We start from the raw sequence: 22,977 nt of genomic DNA on the forward strand, positions 1-22,977 counted from the left end.
TCACTCGGACAGGCCTTTGCCGGTCAGGGCGCGACCGCAGGCGCGGAGCGGTTGTCGCCAGTTCCCAATCCACCGCGACTGCGAGGATAACCCCCATGGTCGACGCTGCCCCCGTCACCCCCACCCCGAAGAAGACCGCCAAGGCCGCCACCGCCGCTTTCGAGTCTTCCATGCCGAAGTTTGAAATGCCGAAGTTCGAAGTCCCCAAGTTCGATGTCGCTTCCGCCGTCGAAGTGCCCGCCGTGGTGCGCGAGATGGCCGAGAAGAGCGTGCAGAACGCGCGCGAGACCTATGAGAAGTTCAAGGCCAACGCCGAAGAGACCACCGACCTCCTGGAAGACACCTATTCCACCGCGTCGCGCGGCCTCGCCGAGTACAACACGGCGGCACTGGAATCCCTGCGCACCAATGTGAACGCCGCCTTCGACTATATGGGCGCGCTGTTCGGTGCCAAGAGCGTGTCGGAAGCGGTGGAACTCTCCACCGGCCATCTGCGCAAGCAGTTCGACGTGCTCTCCAGCCAGGCCAAGGAACTCTCCACCCTGGCGCAGAAGGTCGCCGCCGACACCGCCGAGCCGATCAAGGCTTCGGTCGAGAAGACGATCAAGAAGGCTTCCTGATCGCCGCTTCGCCGTTGAGATCGAACCCGGTCCGCGCCCCGCGCGGGCCGGGTTTTTTCATGTCTGGCGCGCCATCACATCCCCGCCAGCCGCGCATGACGATTTATGACAGCGCCGCCCCTTGCCGCGCGCTTGACTCAATCCGGTACCATTCCTATCTCGGCGACGGTTTGGCACTCACTTATGAAGAGTGCTAATACGCTTCTCACCAGCGCCGCACCGGCGCGCGACAGGAAGACCGAGGATCTACCGATGGCCCAGCTGAAGTTCCGCCCCCTGCATGACCGCATCGTGGTGAAGCGCCTCGACGCCGAAGAGAAGACGGCGGGCGGCATCATCATCCCCGACAGCGCCAAGGAAAAGCCCTCGCAGGGCGAAGTTCTCTCCGTGGGCCCGGGCGCCCGCGACGAAGCCGGCAAGCTCGTGCCGCTCGACGTGAAGGCCGGCGACAAGGTGCTGTTCGGCAAGTGGTCGGGCACCGAGGTCAAGATCGACGGTCAGGACCTCCTGATCATGAAGGAATCCGACGTGATGGGCATCGTCGGCTGAGCCGACCTTCGCTCTCCGGACATAACGATTTTCAGGAGTAGGCCAGATGGCTGCCAAGGACGTTAAATTTGCCGGCGATGCCCGCGAGCGGATGCTGCGCGGCGTCGACATCCTCGCCAATGCGGTGAAGGTCACGCTGGGCCCCAAGGGCCGCAATGTCGTCATCGAGAAGAGCTTCGGCGCTCCGCGCATCACCAAGGACGGCGTCACCGTCGCCAAGGAGATCGAGCTCGAGGACAAGTTCGAGAATCTCGGCGCCCAGCTGGTGCGTGAGGTCGCTTCCAAGACCAACGACCTCGCCGGCGACGGCACCACCACCGCCACCGTTCTCGCCCAGGCCATCGTCCGCGAAGGCGCCAAGTTCGTCGCCGCCGGCATGAACCCGATGGACCTCAAGCGCGGCGTCGACATTGCTGTCGCCGAGGCGATCAAGGACATCGAAAAGCGCGCCAAGAAGGTGAAGAACAGCGACGAAGTCGCTCAGGTCGGCACCATCTCCGCCAATGGCGATGCCTCCATCGGCCAGATGATCGCCGGCGCCATGCAGCGCGTGGGCAATGAGGGCGTCATCACCGTCGAGGAAGCCAAGACCGCCGAGACCGAGCTCGACGTGGTCGAAGGCATGCAGTTCGACCGTGGCTACCTCTCCCCCTATTTCATCACCAATGCCGAGAAGATGACGGTGGATCTCGAAGATCCCTACATGCTCATCTTCGACAAGAAGCTCTCCGGCCTGCAGGCGATCCTGCCCGTGCTCGAAGCCGTGGTGCAGTCGGGCAAGCCGCTGCTCATCATCGCCGAGGACGTGGAAGGCGAGGCGCTGGCCACGCTGGTGGTCAACAAGCTGCGCGGCGGCCTGAAGGTCGCGGCGGTGAAGGCCCCCGGCTTCGGCGACCGCCGCAAGGCCATGCTGGAAGACATCGCCGTCCTCACCGGTGGCCAGGTCATCTCCGAAGAGCTCGGCATCAAGCTTGAGAGCGTCAACCTCTCCATGCTCGGCCGCGCCAAGAAGGTGGTGATCGAGAAGGAAAAGACCACGATTGTCGACGGCGTCGGCAAGAAGAAGGACATTGAGGGCCGGGTCGCGCAGATCAAGGCGCAGATCGAGGAAACCACCTCGGACTACGACCGCGAGAAGCTGCAGGAGCGCCTCGCCAAGCTCGCGGGCGGCGTCGCGGTGATCCGCGTCGGCGGCGCGACCGAAGTCGAAGTGAAGGAAAAGAAGGACCGCATCGACGACGCGCTGAACGCCACCCGCGCCGCGGTGCAGGAAGGCATCGTCCCCGGCGGCGGCATCGCCCTGCTGCGCGCCAAGAAGGCGGTCGAGAAGCTCTCCTCCGACAACCCGGACATCCAGGCCGGCATCAAGATCGTGCTGCGCGCGCTTGAAGCCCCGATCCGCCAGATCGCCGAGAATGCCGGCGTGGAAGGCTCGATCGTGGTCGGCAAGGTGCTGGAGACGAAGGACCAGAACTTCGGCTTCAACGCCCAGACCGAGCAGTTCGTCGACATGATCGCCTCTGGCATCGTCGACCCCGCCAAGGTCGTGCGCACCGCGCTGCAGGACGCCGGCTCGGTCGCCGGCCTGCTCATCACCACCGAAGCCATGATCGCCGACGCGCCCAAGCGCGATGGCGGCGCCCCCGCCATGCCGGGCGGCGGCGGCATGGGCGGCATGGACTTCTGAGGAAGTCCATCCGCCCCTGCGGTTGGTTGAGTGCCTGAACAACCGGGCAAGCCCGGTTCAGGTGGCGGCAGAAGACATCAAGGGCGCGGCGCAAGCCGCGCCCTTTTTGCTGGGGCAACGCATCGTCATCGCGAGGTGACCGGCAAAGCCGGTCATCCTGAGGTGCCCGGCAAAGCCGGGCCTCGAAGGACGAAAGGCCCGCCCCCGCATTCCGTTTTGGGATGAGTAAGAGAGAGTTCGCCCTCAGCCCTGCCGGGGGCGGGAGAGCCGCGCCAGCAGGATCACCGGCACCAGCCCGACCAGCACGATGAGCAGCGCCGCCAGCGCGCCGTCCTCATAGGTGCCGCGCGCCGCTTCGGAATAGACATGGCTCGCCAGCGTCTCGAAATTCAGCGGCCGCAGCATCAGCGTCGCCGGCAGTTCCTTCATGCAGTCGACGAACACCAGCAGCGCGGCGGTGGCCAGCGCCGGCCGCAGCATCGGCAGATGGATCAGCCGCACCACGCCGCCGGGCTTCTCGCCGAGGCTGCGTGCCGCCATGTCGAGCGTCACCCCCACCTTGCCATAGCCCGCCTCCACCCCGCCGATGGGAATGGCGAGGAAGCGGATGACATAGGCGATGATCAGCGCCGCGCCGGAGCCCGACAGCAGCAGCCCGGTGGAAATGCCGGTCAGGCGCTCGGAGAGGTGCGAGACCAGATTGTCGAAGCCCGCCAGCGGCACCAGCAGCCCCACCGCCAGCACCGTGCCCGGCACGGCATAGCCGAGGCTGGCGAGCCGCAGCGCCAGCCCGGAGCGCAGCGCCCCGGTGCGCAGCGCCACCACCACGGCGAAGCCGAGCAGAAGAGCGAGCGCGGTACCGAGCGCGGCGAACAGCGCGGTATTGGCCGCCTCGTGCAGGATGGTCTCCGACACGCCGTGGAAGGCCACGCGCTTCCACGCCGCCAGCGCCAGATGCCCGGCGGGCAGCACGAAGCCCAGCAGGATGGGAATGAGGCAGGCGAGGAAGGCGAGCACCGACGCCCCGGCGGAGAGCGTGCGCCGCGCCGGCGGGCGGGCGCGATCGCCGATGCTGCCGGTCCGCTGGTGGCGCCGGGCCCAGCGCTCCAGCAGCACCAGCGCGAACATCAGCGCCAGCATGCACAGCGCGATCTGCGCCGCGCCCGGCAGGCTGGAGCGGTTGAGCCAGGTGGAATAGATCGACAGGGTCAGCGTCTGCACGCCGAGGAATTCCGAGGCGCCGATGTCGTTCACCGTCTCCATCAGCGCCAGCGTCACCCCCACCGCGATCGCCGGACGGGCGAGCGGCAGGGCGATGCGGAAGAACGCCTCCCCCGCCCCCGCCCCCAGCGTGCGCGCCGCATCGAGCACGGAAGCGGTCTGCACCAGGAAGGCGGCGCGGGCGGAGAGATAGACATAGGGGTAGAGCACCAGTCCGAGCAGGATGATGCAGCCCGGCAGGGTGCGCACCTCGGGCAGCCAGAGGTCGCGCGGGCGCAGGCCGAAGCTGGTGCGGATCAGCGTCGGGATCGGCCCCAGAGGGTGCACCGCGTCGACATAGACGAAGGCCTGGATATAGGTCGGGATGGCGAGCGGCAGCAGCAGCGCCCATTCGAACACGCCGCGTCCGGGAAAGCGGCACACCGCCACCAGCCAGGCGGTGCCGGTGCCGATGATGGCGACGAACAGGCCGACGCCGAGCACCAGCACCGTGGTCTCATACAGCGCGTGCGGAATCACATTGGCGATGAGGTGCGGCCACAGATCGGGCGCACCCTGCAGCGCGGTCCAGGCCAGCGCCAGCAGCGGCAGCAGCACCAGAAGCACGACCGCCCCCGCCGCCGCCCGCACGAGGCGGGAGCCGGTCAAAGGGGCGCGGTGCGGGCTGGGGGAGAGGACCAGGCTCATCTCGGCAAATGTCCCGGAGCGGCAAACCACCCCGGGACCCGTTCATGTCAGGGGAGAAGGCGGCGCGGGCGGCGCCGCCGGGTCGGTTCAGTTGTCGAAGCCGACCTTGTCGGCGAGATCGGTCGCCGCCTTGCGCGCCTTGGCGACCTGGACGAGGTCGATATTGTCGACCTTCAGCGGGCCGAAGGCGGCGATGATCGGGTCAGCCGGCACGCCGGGCACCACGGGATATTCGAAATTCGCCTTGGCGTAGATTTCCTGCGCCTCCGGCGAGACGAGGTATTCCAGCAGCTTGACTGCATTGCCCTTGTTCGGGGCGTTCTTGGCGACGCTGGCGCCGGAGATGTTCACATGCGTGCCGCCATTCTCGAAGGTGGGCAGCACGACATTGATCGCCTTGCCCCATTCCTCCTGCTCGGGGCCGCCCTTGCCGGAGCGCATCAGGCCCACATAGTAGGAATTGGCGAGGCCGATGTCGCAGATGTCGCCGAGAATGTCGCGCGCCACTTCACGGTCGCCGCCGGCGGCCTTGCGGGCCAGGTTCGCCTTCACGCCCTTCAGCCACTCCTCGGCCTTCGCCTCGCCGTGATGGACGATATAGGCGGCGATCAGCGCGGTGTTGTAGGGGTGCTTGCCTGAACGGATGCAGACCTCGCCCTTCCACTTCGGGTCGGCGAAGCTCTCATAGGTGATCGCCGTGTCCTTCACCCGGTCCTTGGCGGTGTAGGCGACGCGGGCGCGGGCGGAGAGAGCGAACCACTCGCCTTCCTTGCCGCGCAGATTGGCGGGAATGGCCTTTTCCAGCGTGGCGGAGCTGACCTTCTGGGTCACGCCCTGATCCACCAGGTCGAGCAGCGCGCCGACATCCACCGTCATCAGCACGTCGGCCGGGGAGGCATCGCCCTCGGCCTTCACGCGCTCGGCGAGGCCTTCCTTGACGAACACGCTGTTGACCTTGATCCCGGTCTTCTCGCTGAAGGCGTCGAACAGCGGCTTGGCGAGACCCGGCTCGCGGGTGGTGTAGATGTTCACCACCTCTTCCGCCGAAGCGGCAAAGGGCGCGAGGGCGAGCGTCGCGGCGATGAAGCCGGACAGCGCGTAGCGGGAAAGGGAGCTGCGGGCAGGCATGGGCGTCTCCTGTGTGCGCACCACCGTCAAGGGGCGGTTGCATGGTGGACGGTACGTCTGTCCGAGGCGGTAGCCGACGTGGCCCCGCCGGTCAACGAAAAGCAAAGTGAAGTCAATATGTTAGAATAAGTCTAAGGAGAGGTGCCCGACCTGCCTGGCGCCGGATTTCCAGCGCCGCCGTGGCCCGGCGGAGACCGCCCGCCCGTGCCGCAGCCCGAAACGAAAAGGGCCGGTCTTGCGACCGGCCCCCCGCTAAACCTCTGGCACGAGCGGCGAAACGCTCACTCCAGCTCGCCAATGTGGTGCTGGGCGTAGAGCTGCAGGCCCAGGGTCTTGATCAGGTCGAGCTGGGTTTCGAGGAAGTCGATATGGCCTTCCTCGTCCGTCATCAGCGCCTTGAACAGATCGCGGCTGGGGTAGTCCTGCACGCTCTCGCAATAGGTCGCGGCTTCCTGGTAGAGCGCGCGCGCCTCGATCTCGGCGGCGAGATCGCACTCGATCACTTCCTTGATGTCCTGGCCGATGCGCAGCGGGTCCAGCACCTGCAGGTTCGGCAGACCTTCGAGGAACAGGATGCGGTCGATGAAGCGATCCGCGTGCTGCATCTCCTCGATCGACTCGGCGCGCCACTTGGCGGCGAGCTTCTTGAACCCCCAATTGTCCAGCATGCGGTAATGCAGCCAGTATTGGTTGATCGCGGTGAGCTCCGAGCGGACGCCGCGGTTGAGATATTCGATGACCTTTGAATCGCCCTTCATGGCGCCGCCTCTCCTGTTGCGAGTAGCGGCATCTTTTTAGAAAACTTCTAAGGAGAAGGCAACCACCCATCCACAGTTCGTGCGGGCGTGACGGCGCGGCGCTTCACTCTGCCGCGATGGCCGGCAGAGCCAGCGCAGGCTCGTGATGCGTGTGGCCGTGAGAATGGCCGTGGGAATGGCTGTGATCATGGGCATGCGGCGCATGCGTGTGGGCGGCATGGCCATGGGGCGCGTGGTAGTGCGGCGCCGCGGAGTGCGTGTGCGGGGCGGGCGCCCCCTCCCCCTGCAAGGCGGCCGGGCATTCGCGCGGGCAAACCGAACAGGCGCTGGCGTTCACATCGTCGAGCAGCTTGCGGATGGTGCGGGCGCAGCGGCCGCACTGCGCGCTACAGCCGAGGCAGCGATACACCTGCCCCACCGTTCGCACGGGCGCCGTCGTCTCCGACACCGCGCTGCGGATCTGACGATCGGAAAGCACATTGCAGGAACACACGATCATCGCGACGCGAAACCGAAGTTTTCAGGCGTTTAGAATTATTCTAAATATCGCCTTTCTCTTCTCTTTTCGCGCTATTCCGGCCAAGCGTCAATCGGCAAATGCCAATCTGCCGATCATGTGAGGCGATCGACTAGTCTTCGTGGGCTTAGATTTGAGAGATTCCAGATTAAGCGCCCGAACTCATCTCATCTGCACTTTTGAATGGCACCAAACTGACGCCCTCGAACCCCGGCACGCGCGCGATCGGGTCGCCGGCCAGCCGGGCATAGAGCACATGGTCCTGCCAGCGGCCGTCGATGCAGAGATATTCGCGTCCATAGCCCTCGCGCCGGAAGCCGGCACCCTCCAGCAGCCGCATGGAGGGGGTGTTGCTCGGCAGGCAGGCGGCTTCGATCCGGCGCAGGCCCAGCGTGCCATGGGCGAAGGGCAGCAGGGTGCGCACCGCCGCGCTCATATAGCCCTGCCCGGCGAAAGGGGCGCCCATCCAGTAGCCGAGGCTGGCGGTCTGGGTCACACCCCGCCGCACATTGGACAGCGAGAGGCCGCCCAGCAGCACACGGTCGGCGCGGCGGATCACCAGAAAGGGATAGGCTGCGTCCTCGCGCACATCGCGGGCATAGCGGCGCATGCGGCGCCGGAACGAGCCGCGCGTCAGGTCATAGGCCGGCCAGGTCGGCTCCCACGGGGAAAGGAACTCCCGGCTCTGCTCGCGCAGGGCCGCCCAGGCGGCGAAGTCCGACATGTTCGGCAGGCGCAGCAGCACGCTCGCCCCCTCGACGAGCATCGGGGGCTCAGACCAGGACACGGTGCGAAACAGGGCCATGTGCGCTGCCGGCGGGCGTTATGCTGCGCTAAGACGTTCCGCGATGCGCGCCGCCGATTCAAGCGATTTTCCCGGCCCCAGCGCGGTGAAGGTCGGCCGGCCGCGCCCGATCAGCGCCTTGCCGGCGGCGCGGGCATCGTCCAGCGTCACCGCTTCCACCTTGGCGACGATCTCCTCCAGCGGGATCGGCCGGCCGAAGGCCAGCATCTGCCGCGCCAGCTGGTCCGCCCGTGCGCCGGAACTCTCCAGCGCCGCCAGCAGCCCCACCTTGGCCTGCGCCTTGGAACGCGCCAGTTCCGCCTCGGTCATGCTGTCGATGGTGGCGAGGATCTGGTCGACGGCCACATCAACGAGTTCGCCGACATCGCCGCCATCCGTGCCGGCATAGACGCCGAACAGCCCGGTATCGGCATAGCCCCAGTGGAAGGAATACACCGCGTAGCACAGGCCGCGCGCCTCGCGCACTTCCTGGAACAGGCGCGAGGACATGCCCCCGCCGAGCACATTGGTGAACACCTGCAGCGCGTGGATGCCGGGGTCGCGATAGGAAAGGCCGGGCAGGCCGATCAGCAGATGCGCCTGCTCCAGCTCGCGCCCGCCGCCGATCTCCACCCCGCCCTCATAGCGGGCAGGAACGACCGCCGGCTTGTCGGCGCCGGCAAAGCCCGCCACGCGCTTTTCCGCTTCCGCCACCAGCGCCTCATGCGACACCGCGCCGGCGGCGGAGACGATCATCTTCGGCGCGCGGTAGGTGCGCCCGAGATAGGCGCGCAGCTTTTCCGGCCCGAAGGAGCGCACGCTGTCCGGCGTGCCGAGGATGGAGCGGCCGATGGGCTGGCCGGGAAAGGCCCGCTCCTGGAACAGGTCGAACACCAGATCGTCCGGCGTATCCAGGGCGGCGCCGATCTCCTGCTCGATCACATTGTGCTCGCGCGCCAGTTCCTCCGGGTCGAAGGCCGGCTCGGCGAGAATGTCGGACAGCACGTCGAGCGCCAGCGGCATGTCCTCGGCCAGCACCCGCGCATTATAGGAGGTGTGCTCGACGCTGGTGGCGGCGTTGATGTCGCCCCCGACCGCCTCGATCTCCTCGGCGATGCCGCGCGCGGAGCGGCGGCGCGTGCCCTTGAACGCCATATGTTCGAGCAGATGCGAGATGCCGTGCTCGTCCGCCTCCTCGTCGCGCGCCCCGGCCCCGACCCAGATGCCGAGCGAGGTCGTGGCCAGATGAGGCATGGATTCGGAAACGACGGTGACACCGTTGGCGAGCGTGGTGATGCGGGGGCCTTGTGTGGTGTCCTTGCTCACGCGGCGGTCTCCGAGGCCCGCGCATGGCGGGTGATATAGGCTTCGATCGCCGCCACATCATTGGGCAGGGTCGGTGTGCGCTCGGGACGCTCAAGGAGGTCGGCGAGGTGCGGCGGCAGCGCCGGGCGCTCGCCGCAGGCCCGCTCCACCGCGTCGGGGAATTTGGCGGGGTGCGCGGTGGCGAGCACCACCTGCGGGACATGCGGATCATGCGCGACGCGCTCGGCCACCGAGACGGCGACCGCCGTATGCGGGTCGAGCAGATAGCCCGTCTCCGCCCGCACCCGGGCGATGGTGTCCAGCGTCTGCGCCTCGTCCGCACGGCCGGCGTCGAAATCAGCGTGCAGCGCGGCCATGGCGGCGCTGGACGGCGCGAAGGCCCCGGACTGCGCCAGCGAGGCCATCAACCCGCGCAGCGCGCCGGCGTCGCGGTCCATCGCCTCGAACAGCACGCGCTCGAAATTCGACGACACCTCGATGTCCATCGACGGCGAGGAGGACGGGCGCACGCCGGTCACCTCATAGCGCCCGGTCGCCAGCGTGCGGGCGAGGATGTCGTTGACATTGGTCGCCACCACCAGCCGCTCGATCGGCAGGCCCATGCGCTTGGCGACATAGCCGGCGAGCACGTCGCCGAAATTGCCCGTCGGCACCACGAAGGAGGTCTTGCGCTGCGGCGCCCCCAGAGCGACGCCGGCGACGAAATAGTAGACCACCTGCGCGACGATCCGCGCCCAGTTGATCGAGTTCACCCCGGCGAGGCGCTGGCGGTCGCGGAAGGCGTGATGGTTGAACATCGCCTTCACATGCGCCTGGCAGTCGTCGAACGTCCCCTCGATGGCGATGGCGTGGACATTGGCGTCCGGCACCGTGGTCATCTGCCGGCGCTGCACCTCGGAGACGCGGCCGGCGGGGTAGAGGATGAACACATCGGTGCGCTTGGAGCCGCGAAACGCCTCGATCGCCGCGCTGCCCGTATCGCCCGAGGTGGCGCCGACAATGGTGGCGTGCTGATCGCGCGCGCTCAGCACATGGTCCATCATCCGGCCCAGAAGCTGCATCGCCACATCCTTGAAGGCGAGCGTCGGGCCGTGGAACAGCTCCAGCACGAAGCGGTTGGGGGCGATCTGCACCAGCGGCGTGGTGGCGGGATGGCGGAAGCTGGCATAGGCCGCCTCCAGCATCGGCGTCAGCACGGCGGGCGTGAAGGCGGAATCGACGAAGGGCGCGATCACCCGCCCGGCGACCTCGGCATAGGAATGGCCGGCAAGGGTGGAAATCGCCGTAGGGGCCAGCGCCGGGAAGACCTCGGGCACATAGAGCCCGCCGTCGCGCGCGAGGCCGGCAAGCAGGGCGTCGGAGAAGGCGAGCACGGGAGCCTCGCCACGGGTCGAGATGTAGCGCACGCGCGCCTCCGCTGGAGAAAGTGGCCGCAACCTAGTGGCGGGGAGCCGATGAGGCAAGCAAACGCTCGCCTCCCGCGCTCACACCCGCCGCCGGCGGCTCCAGACATAGGCGACGAACACGCCGAGCAGCGAGGCCGCGAGGCCGAACCAGGTCAGCGCATATTCGAGATGCCGGTTCGGGAACACGATCCGCGTCAGCCCGCCGCGCGGCAGGCCGCCGGGGTTCGCCGTCGCATCCGCGTCGATCAGGAAGGGCGCCACCCGCACCAGCCCCTTGGCACTGGCGATCGCCTCGGGGTCGCGCACATACCAGCTGTCCTTGGCCGCGTCGTTGGCGGGGGTGAACGGCCCGGCCTCTTCCGGCAGGCGCAGCAGGCCGGTGACGGTGACCGGCCCTTCCACCTGTCCCTCGGCCCGCGTCGCCGGCGCCTTCCGCGCCAGCGGCACGAAGCCGCGATTGACCAGAACGACGGCGCCATCGGGCAGGCTGAGCGGCGTCACCACCCAATAGCCCGGCCCGCCGGAGCCATCCGCCGCCTGATCCACCAGCGCATAGACCTGCACTTCCAGAGCATTGAGGAACCGCCCCTGCGCGGTGACGCGACGATACTCGTCATTGGCGAAGTCGATCTTGCCCCAGTCCGCCTCCGGCGGCAGCGGCGCCGGCGCCTCGTGAATGCGCGCGTCCACCTGGGCGATCAGCGTTTCCTTCCAGGCCAGCCGCTGCAGCTGCCACAGGCCGAGCCCCACCAGCACGGCGAAGGCGAGCAGCGCCGCGGCCGCGACGGGCAGCAGCCGGTGCCGCGCAGGGGCCTGCGTGCTCACGTGCCCCCCTTGTCGAGACGGCCTTCCTGCGCGCGCTTGGCATATTGCAGCGCGATCAGCGTCGCTTTGAGCGGCCGCAGCAGGCCGAGCGTGGCGATCAGCACCAGCGGAGTCCAGAGCAGCGCATGCACCCAGAAGGGCGGCTGCCAGGTGAGTTCCACCCACAGCGCCAGCCCCACCACCAGCGCGCCGGCGGCGAGGATGATGAACACGACCGGGCCGTCGCCGGAATCGTCGAAGCTGTAATCCAGCCCGCAGGCGGTGCAGGACGGCGCCACGGTGAGGAAGCCGTTGAACAGCTTGCCCCGGCCGCAGCGCGGGCAGCGGCAGGTGAGGCCGGCCGTATAGGGCGAGACCCCGCTATCATAAGGTTGCAGGTCCATGGCCGGTTTCTACTCCCATTCCGGGCCGGGGCGGCACGGGCATTTCGCCACATAAACGAAAAAGGGGCGGCCCGAAGCCGCCCCTTGCCGAAAGCTGTCGCCGGTTCAGTGCGGAGCGCCCGCGCTGCCCCAGACATAGATGAAGGTGAAGAGGAACAGCCACACCACGTCGACGAAGTGCCAGTACCAGGCCGCCGCCTCGAACCCGAAATGATGGGTCGGGGTGAAATGGCCGGCATAGATACGCCCGAGGCACACGGCGAGGAAGATGGTGCCGACGATGACGTGGAAGCCGTGGAAGCCGGTCGCCATGAAGAAGGTGGCGCCGTAGATGTTGCCGGAGAAGGCGAATTCGGCGTGGCTGTACTCGAAGCCCTGCAGCAGCGAGAAGATGAAGCCGAGGCCGACGGTGAGCCACAGGCCCCATTTGGCGCTCTGGCGGTCGCCATGCACCAGGGCATGGTGCGCCCAGGTCAGCGTGGTGCCCGAGGTCAGCAGGATCAGCGTGTTGAGCAGCGGCAGGTGCCAGGGATCGAAGGTCTCGATGCCCGTCGGCGGCCAGACGCCGCCGGTCGCGGTGGCGCGGGCATAGTTGATTTCCTCGCCGACGAAGAGCGACGCGTCGAAGAAGGCCCAGAACCAGGCGACGAAGAACATCACCTCGGAGGCGATGAACAGGATCATGCCGTAGCGCAGGTGAAGCTGCACCACCGGCGTGTGGGCGTGCTCGTGCTCGCCTTCGCGGATCACGTCCCGCCACCACACCACCATGGTGTAGATCACGCCGAGCAGGCCGGCGATGAACACCAGCGAGGTCAGCTGGCCGTGCATCCAGAACACCGCGCCCACGGCCATGATGAAGGCGAAGATGGAAATGACGAACGGCCACGGGCTCGGGTCAACGAGGTGGTAGTCGTGATGTTTGGCGTGGGCCTCGGCCATGGGTCGCGCTCTCCGTTCCGTCTGCTTCTCTAGAGCCCTTTCCGCGCCGGTGGAACCACCGAAGCGACGGGAAACGGCACCGTATTCTCTGCGCCCGTTCCTCTCGACGCCAAGGTCGTCCGACCTTCGCGGAAAAGGCTCGGGCAGGCCGCGAGCGCGGCCGCAACTCTCCCTGCCGCCCGGTTAGAGCGGCGCCTTTCCATCCTTCGCCGCCCCGGCGGCCAGCGGCGTCGCCTTGGGGAAGAAGGTGTAGGAAAGGGTGATGGTCTTCACCCCGCGCATCTCCGGATCCTCGGCAAAGGCGGGATCGACGAAGAAGACGACGGGCATGTCGAGGCTCTCGCCCGGCTGCAGCGTCTGGTCGGTGAAGCAGAAGCACTGCATCTTGGCGAAGTGGTAGCCGGACTGGGCCGGCGTCACATTATAGGTCGCGGCGGCGGTCACCGGCTTGTCGCTGCGGTTCTTCACCCGGTAATAGGCAAGCTTGGTCTCGCCCACCCGCACCTCAACCGAGCGCTGCTCGGGGGCGAATTCCCAGTCGAGGCCCGGCGCGGTGTTGGCGTCGAAACGCACTTCCACCACCCGCTCCAGGGCCGCGCCCGGCGCCGAGGCGGCGACGCGCGTAGCGCCGCCGAAGCCGGTGACCTGGCAGAACATCTGGTACAGCGGCACGGCGGCATAGGCGGCGCCGGTCATGGCGACGACGAAAGCGACGCAGCTTATCACCACGCCGCGATGGCTCACCGGCCGGCGCGGGGCGGCCGGGGCAGCTTCGGTGTCGGTCGGGTCTTCGCGGTCTGATGCCATGGCACCCTCACAGCGGACGGATCAGCACGGCCGGGCCGAGCTTGACGATGGTCACCACGTAGAACAGCAGGCAGAGCGCCGCGAGCACCGCCGCGATGGCGATGGAACGGGCGCGCCGGCGCCGCTTCTGCTCCTCGGTCAGCACCACGCCTTCGGGCTCGCCGCCGGGCCGCTTCGTGTCGTTGCTCATTCCAGTCCTCGCCGCCATGCGCTCACAGCCCGAAACCGGCCGGCGCGACCGCCTCGATGAGGAGGACCGCGAAGAGCAGGAAAAGATACAGGATCGAGAAGCCGAACAGCCGCCGCGCCGCGATCTCCGCCGGGGCGCCCTCGCGCCGGCGATAGACCTGCACCGCCAGCAGCAGCATCAGCGCCCCGGTGACGCCGGAGACGACGCCATAGGCGAGGCCGGCCATGCCCAGGAAGAAGGGCGACATGGCGAGCGGCACCAGCAGAAGCGTGTAGAGCAGGATCTGGCGGCGCGTCTCGGACGGGCCGGCGACCACGGGCAGCATCGGCACGCCGGCGCGGGCATAGTCACCCGACTTGTAGAGCGCCAGCGCCCAGAAATGCGGCGGGGTCCAGAAGAAGATGATGAGGAACAGCAGCAGGCTTTCCAGCCCGATGCCGCCGGAAGCCGCCGCCCAGCCGACCATGGGCGGGAAGGCGCCCGCGGCGCCGCCGATGACGATGTTCTGCGGCGTCCAGCGCTTCAGCCACATCGTGTAGATGACGACATAGAAGAAGATGGTGAAGGCCAGCAGCGCCGCCGCGACCATGTTCACCAGGAGGCCGAGCACGATCACCGAGCCGACGGAGAGCGTCATGCCGAAGGCGAGCGCCTCGCCGGGCGTGACGCGGCCGGCGGGAATGGGACGGCGCAGCGTACGGGTCATCACCGCGTCGATGTCGGCGTCCCACCACATGTTGAGCGCACCGGAGGCGCCGGCGCCGATGGCGATGCACAGCAGCGCGGTGAAGGCGATCACCGGGTGGACCTCGCCCGGCGCGCGCACGAGGCCGACCAGCGCGGTGAAGATCACCAGCGACATGACACGGGGCTTCAGCAGCGCGACATAGTCGGCCACCGAGGCGGGCGACGGCATGTCGAGCGCGCGGGGCTCGCTCGGGGTCAGGTCGTATTCGCGCGAGGCGACGTCGCTCATCACTTCACTCCGGCGCGCCCTAGGGCGGCGCTTTTCTTCGGGGCGGCCGCACGCGGCGCCGCCCCTCTTGTGGAACCGGCGCGGAGAACCGCGCCGGGTCGTCTCTCAAACGGCCGGGCCGCTCACTTGATCTTCGGCAGAACGTCGAAGTGGTGGTAGGGCGGCGGCGAGCTCAGCGTCCATTCCAGCGTGGTCGCGCCTTCGCCCCAGGGGTTGGCACCGGCCGGCACCTTGGCGGCGAACATGCGCCAGATGCCGAACAGGAACACCAGCACCGCGAAGCCGGAGATGTAGGAACCGATCGACGAGACGAAGTTCCAGCCGGCGAAGGCGTCCGGATAGTCCGCGTAGCGGCGCGGCATGCCGGCGAGGCCGAGGAAGTGCTGCGGGAAGAACACCAGGTTGACGCCGATGAAGGTCAGCCAGAAGTGCACCTTGGCGATGCCCTCGCTGTACATGTAGCCGAACATCTTCGGGGACCAGTAGTACCAGCCGGCGAAGATGGCGAACACGGCGCCCAGCGACAGCACGTAGTGGAAGTGGGCCACCACGTAATAGGTGTCGTGCAGCGCGCGGTCGATGCCGGCATTGGAGAGCACGACGCCGGTGACGCCGCCGACGGTGAACAGGAAGATGAACCCGATCGCCCACAGCATCGGCACGCGCATGGAGATCGAACCGCCCCACATGGTGGCGATCCAGGAGAAGATCTTCACGCCCGTCGGCACCGCGATGATCATGGTCGCGGCGACGAAATAGGCCTGGGTCGAGGAGGACAGGCCGACCGTGTACATGTGGTGCGCCCACACCACGAAGCCGACCACGCCGATCGCCACCATCGCATAGGCCATGCCGAGATAGCCAAACACGGGCTTGCGCGAGAAGGTGGAGACGATGTGCGAGATGATGCCGAAGCCCGGCAGGATCAGGATGTACACTTCCGGGTGGCCGAAGAACCAGAACAGGTGCTGGAACAGGATCGGGTCACCGCCGCCCGAGGGATCGAAGAAGGTCGTGCCGAAATTGCGGTCCGTCAGCAGCATGGTGATGGCGCCGGCGAGCACCGGCAGCGACAGCAGCAGCAGGAACGCGGTCACCAGCTGCGACCAGGCGAAGAGCGGCATCTTGTGCAGCGTCATGCCCGGGGCGCGCATGTTGAGGATCGTCGTGATCAGGTTGATCGCGCCGAGGATCGACGAAGCGCCCGCAATGTGCAGCGAGAGGATCAAGAGGTCCATCGCCGGGCCGGGATGGCCGAGCTTGGAGGAGAGCGGAGGATAGATCGTCCAGCCGCCGCCGAAGCCGTTGGTGCCCGGCGCGCCTTCCACGAACAGCGACAGCAGCGCCAGCGCGAAGGCGGGCGGCAGCAGCCAGAAGGCGACGTTGTTGATGCGCGGGAAGGCGGTATCGGGCGCGCCGATCATCAGCGGCACGAAATAGTTGCCATAGCCGCCGATCATCGCCGGCATCACCATGAAGAAGATCATGATGAGGCCGTGGCCGGTGGTGAACACGTTGAAGGTCTGCGGATCGGAGAAGATCTGCATCCCCGGCTCCTGCAGCTCCATGCGGATGCCGATGGAGAGGGCGCCGCCCACGATCCCCGCGACGATCGCGAAGATCAGGTACATCAGCCCGATGTCCTTGTTATTGGTCGAATAGACCCAGCGCTTCCAACCCGTCGGATCGCCCGCGTGACCGGCTGCGTATGCCATGGAACCGTCCCTCATGCGCGCCCTTTAGGGGCACTTAGAAACTTCAATGCGCCGAACCGGCACTCTCAGCGGGCGGCGACGCCCGCCACCTCGCCCTGAGCGACACGCGCCGGCGCCGGGGCCGCCGCGAATTCCTGCTTGGCCTTCTCGACCCACGCCGCGAATTCCTGCTCGCTCACCACCCGGATGGCGATCGGCATGAAGGCGTGGTCCTTGCCGCACAGCTCGGAGCACTGGCCGTAATAGATGCCTTCCTTGGTCGCCTGGAACCAGCTCTCGTTCAGGCGGCCCGGCAGGGCGTCGATCTTCACGCCGAAGGACGGAAGAGCGAAGGAATGGATCACGTCCGCCGCCGTCACCTGGATGCGGACGATCTTGTTCACCGGCACGACCACGTCGTTGTCCACCGCCAGCAGGCGGGGCTGGCCGGGCTTGAGGTCCGCTTCCGGCACCATCAGGCTGTCGAAGCTGAACGCGCCATTGTCCGGATATTCATAGGACCAGTACCACTGGTGCCCCGTCACCTTCACGGTGAGGTCGGCCTGCGGCAGATCCAGCTGGTGGAACAGCAGACGGAAGGAGGGAATGGCGATCGCCACGAGGATAAGGACCGGAACCACGGTCCACACCACCTCGATCATCGTGTGGTGGGTGGTGCGCGAGGGGACCGGATTGGCCTTCTCGTTGAACTTCACCATCACCACGACCAGCAGCGCCAGCACCAGCAGCACCACGGCGACGATGATCACCAGCAGGAAGAAATGGAAGGAGTGCATGCTCTCCATGACCGGAGAAGCCGCCCCCTGAAGATTGATCTGCCAGGGCGAGGGCTGCCCGGTCCCCGCCAGCGCAGCCCCAGCCAGCGCCAGCATGCCGAACATCCCGCCGGCCAGGCCCGCGACCGTGCGCGCAGCATTGCGGATCCACGATTTCATCGCGAACGTCACTCCCATCAGCTTCCCCACGGCCCAGCCCAAGCGATAATGATCGCTCTCCGGGACAGCGGCATTTGATCTTCATCAAACACAAAAAGGACACGCGGGCAACGCGCCTGGGGCGTTCGACTCCTGCGACATGACGTCGGGTGCCTGGAACCGTTCTATCTCCATGCAGCGATGGATTGCCGCATTCTTGACATCACCCTCGGGCTTTTACCGCATCCTGCACTGGGGAGCGGCCGAAAAGGGGACGCCGCACGATTCGCCTTGTCCCCTGCCGCCGATTCTTTAGAAGACATAGCGAACGACACTTTTCGGGAGACAGCCATGCCCGGCTTCGCGGCCCTCCGTTCAGCCATAGTCGCGGCGCTTGCCGGCGCGGCGCTGCTCGCCTCCCTCAGCGGGGCATCGGCGCAGGGCGTCGTGCGCTCGGTCCATGGCGAATGGCAGATCCGGTGCGACACCCCGCCCGGCGCGCAATCCGAGCAATGCGTGCTGCTGCAGAGCGTGCAGGCCGATGACCGGCCCAATGTCGGCCTCACCGCCATCGTGCTGAAGATGCGCGACAACGGCAAGACCCTGCTGCGCGTGCTGGCCCCGCTCGGCGTGCTGCTGCCCTCCGGCCTCGGCCTCATCATCGACGACCAGCCGATTGGCAGCGTCGGCTTCGTGCGCTGCGTGCCCAATGGCTGCGTCGCCGAGGTGGAGATGGACGCGACGCTGATGGACAAGCTGCGCAACGGCAAGAAGGCCATCTTCGTCATCCGCGAGACGCCCGAGCCGGATGAGGGCATCGGCATCCCGCTCAATCTCAACGGGTTCGGCCAGGGCTACGACGCGCTTCCCTGAGGGCGCGGACCGTGACCCCCTCCCCGTCTGACATGCCCCCTCCCCGTCTCGTCATCTTCGATATGGATGACGTGCTGCTGCGCTATGATGTCGAGGCCCGCCGGGCTGCCATGGGCGCCCCCGCCGGCCTTTCCGCCGCCGAGGTCGAGCGCCGCGTCTGGCACAGCGGCATCGAAGACGCCTCCGATCTCGGCCATCTGACCCCGGACGCCTATCTCGCCGCCGTGGCCGAAGCGCTGGGCGTGCCCTTCGGCCGCGAGGAATGGCTGCGCACCCGCGCGCTCGCCATGACGCTGGACCCGGACATGCTGGCGCTGGTGCCGCGGGTCAGCGCCCGCGTGCCCATTGCCCTGCTCACCAATAATGGCCACATCATGCGCGAGCATTTCGACGCGCTGGTGCCGGAATTGCGGGCCTTGTTCGGCCCGGCCATGCATGTCGCCTGCGAGTTCGGCGCCAAGAAGCCGACGCCCTCCGTATATAAAGGTGTGGCGGCCCGCTATGGCGTCGCCCCGCAGGAGGCGGTGATGATCGACGACAAGCCGGTCAATGTCGCCGGCGCCCGAGAGGCCGGCCTGCGCGCCCATTGCTTCACCCGCGCGGGCGATCTCGCGGCGTTTCTGGCGGAGGCCGGGCTGGGGGAGACCCTCTGATGCTATGTCCCGTCTGCGAGGCCGCGTCCGCTCCCTTCCGGGTCGTCGAGGGTTTCGCCTATTTCAAGTGCGCGGGCTGCGGCATCCTGCATTTGCCGCCGGACATTCTGCGCGACATCGACGCCGGCAAACCGCTCCGCACCTATGAGGTGGAGTATTGGGACACGGAAATGCACGCCGCCGGGCAAAGGGCGGCCGGTCCCGGCATGGCGCGGCTGTGCGAGGCGATCTTTCTCGCCTCCACCCCGGTGCGTGCCGTGCTGGACATCGGCACCGGCCCGGGCGTCCTGCTCGATCACATGGCGCGGCTGATGCCCCATGCCGGCCCCGCGCTTCACGGGGTCGAGCTTTTCCCGCCGCCGGAGCGCTGGCGGACGACCTCGCCCAATTACCATATCGGCACGCTCGACTCCCTCGCCCCGATGACCTTCGAGGCCGGCCTGTGCATGGAAGTGATCGAGCACCTGACGCCGCGCATGGTCGCGAATCTGCTGCGGGCACTTGCCGCGGTGGCGAGCGAGGGCAGCTGCTTCCTGTTCAACACCGGCCTCACGCCCTTCGTGGAAAACGAGGACCCGGCCTATCTGGACCCGCTGGGGCGCGGCCACATCACCATCTGGACCGTCGAGGCGATGGCGCGGCTTGCCGCGCCCTACGGGCTCACGGCCTCGCCCCTGCCCGGCCGCAGCTGGGCGTTCATTATCGAGAAGGCGCCGCGTCCCATGGCGTTTGAGCACCGCATCTATCATCCGCTGCCGGAGAACCTCGCCTTTCTCTCCGGCGGCGACGCGGTCGATTCGTTGCCGAGCCTGCTGGCCCGGTCGGGGCTCGCCTGGTTTTTCTTCGCGGACATGGCGGCGAGCCGCACCGCCTGGGCCCAGTCCCTCGACCGGGAGCTCGCCGCCGCGCGAAAGACGATTCTGCCTTGGTGGGCCGGCGGCGGCCGCCGCCCCTCGGAATGAGCGCCCATGCCCGAACTGCCTGAAGTCGAAACCGTAAGGCGCGGCCTCGCGCCGGTCATGGAGGGCCGGCGCATCCTCGCCGCCGTCGCCCGCCGGCCGGATCTGCGCTGGCCGCTGCCCGAGCGCTTCGCCGAGCGGCTGACCGGGCGCACGCTGCGCCGGCTGGAGCGGCGGGCGAAATATCTCATGGCCGATGTCGGACCCGACGCCGACGGCAGCGACGAGGTACTGGTGATGCATCTCGGCATGTCCGGTTCCTTCCGCATCGAGCCCGACGCCGGCCCGCCGGAAATGCCCGGCGATTTCCACCTGCCGCGCTCGCGCCTCGCCGCGCACGATCATGTCGTGCTGCGGATGGAAGGCGACGGGACGGCGGGCGCGGCGGAGGTGGTCTATAACGACCCGCGCCGCTTCGGCTTCATGCTGCTGCTGCCGCGCGCGGAGCTGGCAACGCACCCGCTGTTTAATGCCATCGGGCCGGAGCCGCTGGGGGAGGATTTCACCCCCGAGTCGCTGGCCCGCGCGCTGGCCGGGCGGCGCACCCCGCTGAAGGCGGCGCTGCTCGACCAGAAGGTCGTCGCCGGGCTCGGCAACATCTATGTGTGCGAGGCGCTGCACCGCGCCGGCCTGTCGCCGGAACGCGGCGCTTTCACCCTCGCCGGTCTCACTGGCGGTCCCATCGAACTCACGGTCCGCCTGGTCGAGACCATCCGCGAGGTGCTGCAGGAGGCCATCGCGGCGGGCGGCTCGACCCTGCGCGACCATGCCCAGGTCGACGGCACGCTGGGTTATTTCCAGCACACCTTCCGCGCCTATGACCGCGAAGGCGAGCCCTGCCAGACACTTGGTTGCCGCGGTACCATCGCCCGGCTTGTGCAGAGCGGGCGCTCCACCTTCTACTGTGCCGCCTGCCAGACATAGGAGACGCGCTTGTCCTACGACACCATCCTCGTCGAAACCAATGGACGCGTCGGCGTCATCACCCTGAACCGCCCCAAAGCCCTAAACGCCCTCAACGCCGCGCTGATCGGCGAGATGGGGCGGGCGCTGGACGGGTTCGAGAGCGATCCCGGCATCGGCTGCATCGTCCTCACCGGCTCCGAGCGCGCCTTCGCGGCAGGGGCGGATATCAAGGAAATGCAGGCACTTAACTTCCCCGCCACCTATGTCGACGACTTCATCACCTCCTGGGAACGGCTCTCGCGCTGCCGCAAGCCGGTGGTCGCGGCAGTGGCCGGCTACGCGCTCGGCGGCGGCTGCGAGATCGCCATGATGTGCGACATCATCCTCGCCGCCGACAATGCGCGCTTCGGCCAGCCGGAGATCCAGCTCGGCATCATGCCGGGCGCCGGCGGCTCGCAGCGGCTCACCCGCGCGGTCGGCAAGGCGAAGGCGATGGAGATGTGCCTCACCGGCCGCACCCTCACGGCCGAGGAGGCGGACCGCTACGGGCTGGTGTCGCGGGTGGTGCCGCTGGCGTCGCTGAAGGAGGAGGCGATGAAGGTCGCCGACACCATCGCCGACCTGTCACTGGCCTCCGTGATGATGACCAAGGAGAGCGTGAACCGCGCCTTCGAATCTTCACTGGCCGAAGGCATCCGATTCGAACGTCGCCTCTTCCAGGCGCTGTTCGCGACGGCCGATCAGAAGGAGGGCATGGCCGCCTTCGCGGCCAAGCGCGGCGCCTCATTCACCAACAATTAACCATTGTGCGGGCGGGTGCCCGCGCCATGCATGTTGACGCGGCGGCGCCCGCCGACTATAAGCCCGCCACTCGCGCGGAGCTCCTTCGGGTTTGTCTCCGCTTCAACATTTGCAACCGACATTTCGGCAAGGCGCGGTACGCGGCGTCCTTGCGACGATGAAGAGGATGGCCGATGGCCAATACGCCCTCCGCCAAAAAGGCGGCTCGCAAGATTGAGCGCCGGACCGAGGTCAACCGGAACCGCCGTTCCCGCATGCGCACTTTCGTGCGCAAGGTCGAAGAGGCGCTGGCCTCGGGCGACAAGGACGCGGCTGGCGCCGCCTTCAAGTTCGCCGAGCCGGAGATCATGCGCGCCGCCCAGAAGGGCGTCCTGCCCAAGAACACCGCCTCGCGTAAGGTTTCGCGTCTGGCGCAGCGTCTGGCCAAGCTGGGCGCCTGAACAGGCGGCCATATCGGCCAGACGGCCACAGACAAGACGACGTAAAAGCCCGGCCTCGCGCCGGGTTTTTTGCGTTTGCGAGCCCGGCACCGCCAAGGCTACGCCGTGTCCCGCCTGTGTTCTGCGAGGACATCCGGACCGCGTTGCAAAAGTGTCACGGAGCGGCGCGCCAACGGAAATCGCGCTTGGAAGAACCAGTTGTTTCTTGACTCTGCCGTCACGCCCAAGCAGCGGGAAAACCTGCCGAACCGACAGGAAAAACAGACGCCATCGCGCAGAATTTCCTGCTTAATTTCAATTACTTATGACCCATGTCGACCACCACCGCCCGAATCGGCACTTCACGCCCCCTCCACACCCCCCGCGGCACAAATTTAGCTGCGGAAAGACCCGCCAATGACCCTCATTGAATCTTGCAAGTGACTCAGAGATTTGCCGACTGATGGCTCTTTTTTGGGCGCTCGAATCACCGCCCTGCGGCACCGGGATACAGACCCTGCGGCACTGACGGCGTTGCACCGCAGGGGGGGCCTGTGTATGTTGTCTTCATCCGGTTGGGCCGGGCACCTCAGCGAAATGTTGAGTTTTGGAGCGGTCCTTAGCGACGTGGGGAGGGTGGCGTGTGCTGTATTCATGACCCTGCCTCCACAACGATGTTGTCGCCGGGCGTTGATCGACAGGTCTTCCAAGAGGGAAGATCTTGTCCGCGTAATGCGTAGTGTTGGCGATTTTAGTTAAATCATAACAATTTAACATTTGACGACGGCAATGATCTTGCCGTGAAGGGGCTGCTATGACTACGCGCAAGAACGCACAAGAGGGTGCGTGTTCCGTTCGCTCCGCTGCTTCTGCAGCGGAAGGCGTCTGCGACGACGATATATCCACCCCTCGGATAAGGTGCGTTCTGCAT

Annotated in this window: 24 protein-coding genes; 9 read left to right on the forward strand and 15 right to left on the reverse strand. The window is 67.2% G+C overall.

The window, feature by feature from the left end; genetic code table 11:
• Positions 1-95 precede the first annotated feature (95 nt).
• From ACP2AH_RS13085 to groL, 3 genes are all read left to right on the forward strand, one after another.
• The gene (locus tag ACP2AH_RS13085; protein WP_425106203.1) at positions 96-620 is read left to right on the forward strand and encodes a phasin; all 525 of its coding nucleotides are present in this window, start codon (positions 96-98) and stop codon (positions 618-620) included.
• A gap of 261 nt (positions 621-881) precedes the next feature.
• Complete coding sequence (locus tag ACP2AH_RS13090) at positions 882-1,169, forward strand: co-chaperone GroES (RefSeq protein WP_026221330.1); 288 nt, start codon at positions 882-884, stop codon at positions 1,167-1,169.
• Between the two features lie 46 nt (positions 1,170-1,215).
• Positions 1,216-2,856, forward strand: coding sequence for a chaperonin GroEL (groL, locus tag ACP2AH_RS13095; RefSeq protein WP_425106204.1), 1,641 nt, complete (start codon positions 1,216-1,218; stop codon positions 2,854-2,856).
• Between the two features lie 243 nt (positions 2,857-3,099).
• Here groL and ACP2AH_RS13100 read toward each other — a convergent pair whose 3' ends face one another.
• The 15 genes from ACP2AH_RS13100 to coxB all read right to left on the reverse strand — a co-directional run bounded on the left by ACP2AH_RS13100 (position 3,100) and on the right by coxB (position 17,456).
• Positions 3,100-4,764 carry an ABC transporter permease gene (locus ACP2AH_RS13100; protein ID WP_425106205.1) on the reverse strand — a complete coding sequence of 555 codons (1,665 nt, stop codon included), beginning with the start codon at positions 4,762-4,764 and terminating at the stop codon, positions 3,100-3,102.
• Between the two features lie 87 nt (positions 4,765-4,851).
• Positions 4,852-5,892 (reverse strand): Fe(3+) ABC transporter substrate-binding protein, encoded by a 1,041-nt coding sequence (locus ACP2AH_RS13105; protein ID WP_425106206.1) that lies wholly within the window; start codon positions 5,890-5,892, stop codon positions 4,852-4,854.
• A 281-nt stretch (positions 5,893-6,173) separates the two neighbouring features.
• Positions 6,174-6,650: a bacterioferritin gene (gene bfr / locus ACP2AH_RS13110; RefSeq protein ID WP_244378011.1), complete on the reverse strand. Its 477-nt coding sequence runs from the start codon at positions 6,648-6,650 to the stop codon at positions 6,174-6,176.
• A 103-nt stretch (positions 6,651-6,753) separates the two neighbouring features.
• Entirely contained in the window at positions 6,754-7,149 is a 396-nt protein-coding gene (locus ACP2AH_RS13115; protein ID WP_425106207.1) for a (2Fe-2S)-binding protein, read from the reverse strand.
• A gap of 166 nt (positions 7,150-7,315) precedes the next feature.
• Positions 7,316-7,972, reverse strand: coding sequence for a GNAT family N-acetyltransferase (locus tag ACP2AH_RS13120; RefSeq protein ID WP_425106208.1), 657 nt, complete (start codon positions 7,970-7,972; stop codon positions 7,316-7,318).
• 18 nt (positions 7,973-7,990) lie between these two features.
• On the reverse strand, positions 7,991-9,277 hold the full coding sequence (locus ACP2AH_RS13125) for a M16 family metallopeptidase (RefSeq protein ID WP_425106209.1): 1,287 nt from the start codon (positions 9,275-9,277) through the stop codon (positions 7,991-7,993).
• Entirely contained in the window at positions 9,274-10,683 is a 1,410-nt protein-coding gene (thrC, locus tag ACP2AH_RS13130) for a threonine synthase (protein WP_425106210.1), read from the reverse strand. The genes ACP2AH_RS13125 and thrC overlap by 4 nt, the downstream gene beginning before the upstream one ends.
• Positions 10,684-10,761: 78 nt before the next feature.
• Complete coding sequence (locus ACP2AH_RS13135) at positions 10,762-11,508, reverse strand: SURF1 family protein (protein WP_425106212.1); 747 nt, start codon at positions 11,506-11,508, stop codon at positions 10,762-10,764.
• Entirely contained in the window at positions 11,505-11,891 is a 387-nt protein-coding gene (locus ACP2AH_RS13140) for a DUF983 domain-containing protein (protein ID WP_425106213.1), read from the reverse strand. The genes ACP2AH_RS13135 and ACP2AH_RS13140 overlap by 4 nt, the downstream gene beginning before the upstream one ends.
• A 105-nt stretch (positions 11,892-11,996) precedes the next feature.
• Entirely contained in the window at positions 11,997-12,833 is an 837-nt protein-coding gene (locus ACP2AH_RS13145; RefSeq protein WP_244378023.1) for a cytochrome c oxidase subunit 3, read from the reverse strand.
• Positions 12,834-13,016: 183 nt separating this feature from the next.
• Complete coding sequence (locus ACP2AH_RS13150) at positions 13,017-13,640, reverse strand: cytochrome c oxidase assembly protein (protein WP_425106214.1); 624 nt, start codon at positions 13,638-13,640, stop codon at positions 13,017-13,019.
• Between the two features lie 7 nt (positions 13,641-13,647).
• Entirely contained in the window at positions 13,648-13,830 is a 183-nt protein-coding gene (locus ACP2AH_RS13155) for a hypothetical protein (protein WP_425106215.1), read from the reverse strand.
• Between the two features lie 22 nt (positions 13,831-13,852).
• A complete protein-coding gene (locus tag ACP2AH_RS13160; protein ID WP_425106216.1) occupies positions 13,853-14,806 on the reverse strand; it encodes a heme o synthase in 954 nt (317 codons plus the stop codon).
• Positions 14,807-14,928: 122 nt separating this feature from the next.
• Positions 14,929-16,521: a cytochrome c oxidase subunit I gene (gene ctaD, locus ACP2AH_RS13165; RefSeq protein ID WP_425106217.1), complete on the reverse strand. Its 1,593-nt coding sequence runs from the start codon at positions 16,519-16,521 to the stop codon at positions 14,929-14,931.
• Between the two features lie 65 nt (positions 16,522-16,586).
• Positions 16,587-17,456 carry a cytochrome c oxidase subunit II gene (gene coxB / locus ACP2AH_RS13170; RefSeq protein ID WP_421697917.1) on the reverse strand — a complete coding sequence of 290 codons (870 nt, stop codon included), beginning with the start codon at positions 17,454-17,456 and terminating at the stop codon, positions 16,587-16,589.
• Between the two features lie 330 nt (positions 17,457-17,786).
• Between coxB and ACP2AH_RS13175 the strand changes: the two genes are divergently transcribed.
• From ACP2AH_RS13175 to rpsT, 6 genes are all read left to right on the forward strand, one after another.
• Positions 17,787-18,308, forward strand: coding sequence for an invasion associated locus B family protein (locus ACP2AH_RS13175; protein WP_425106218.1), 522 nt, complete (start codon positions 17,787-17,789; stop codon positions 18,306-18,308).
• A gap of 11 nt (positions 18,309-18,319) precedes the next feature.
• A complete protein-coding gene (locus ACP2AH_RS13180; protein WP_425106219.1) occupies positions 18,320-18,961 on the forward strand; it encodes an HAD family hydrolase in 642 nt (213 codons plus the stop codon).
• Positions 18,961-19,923 (forward strand): class I SAM-dependent methyltransferase, encoded by a 963-nt coding sequence (locus ACP2AH_RS13185; RefSeq protein WP_425106220.1) that lies wholly within the window; start codon positions 18,961-18,963, stop codon positions 19,921-19,923. The genes ACP2AH_RS13180 and ACP2AH_RS13185 overlap by 1 nt, the downstream gene beginning before the upstream one ends.
• A 6-nt stretch (positions 19,924-19,929) precedes the next feature.
• Positions 19,930-20,844 (forward strand): bifunctional DNA-formamidopyrimidine glycosylase/DNA-(apurinic or apyrimidinic site) lyase, encoded by a 915-nt coding sequence (gene mutM / locus ACP2AH_RS13190; RefSeq protein WP_425106221.1) that lies wholly within the window; start codon positions 19,930-19,932, stop codon positions 20,842-20,844.
• 9 nt (positions 20,845-20,853) lie between these two features.
• Positions 20,854-21,627, forward strand: a complete 774-nt coding sequence (locus ACP2AH_RS13195) for an enoyl-CoA hydratase (protein ID WP_425106222.1) — start codon at positions 20,854-20,856, stop codon at positions 21,625-21,627.
• A gap of 173 nt (positions 21,628-21,800) precedes the next feature.
• Positions 21,801-22,067, forward strand: a complete 267-nt coding sequence (gene rpsT, locus ACP2AH_RS13200; protein ID WP_425106224.1) for a 30S ribosomal protein S20 — start codon at positions 21,801-21,803, stop codon at positions 22,065-22,067.
• Positions 22,068-22,977 lie beyond the last annotated feature (910 nt).

Source organism: Ancylobacter sp., assembly GCF_965249975.1.
Lineage (GTDB): Bacteria > Pseudomonadota > Alphaproteobacteria > Rhizobiales > Xanthobacteraceae > Ancylobacter.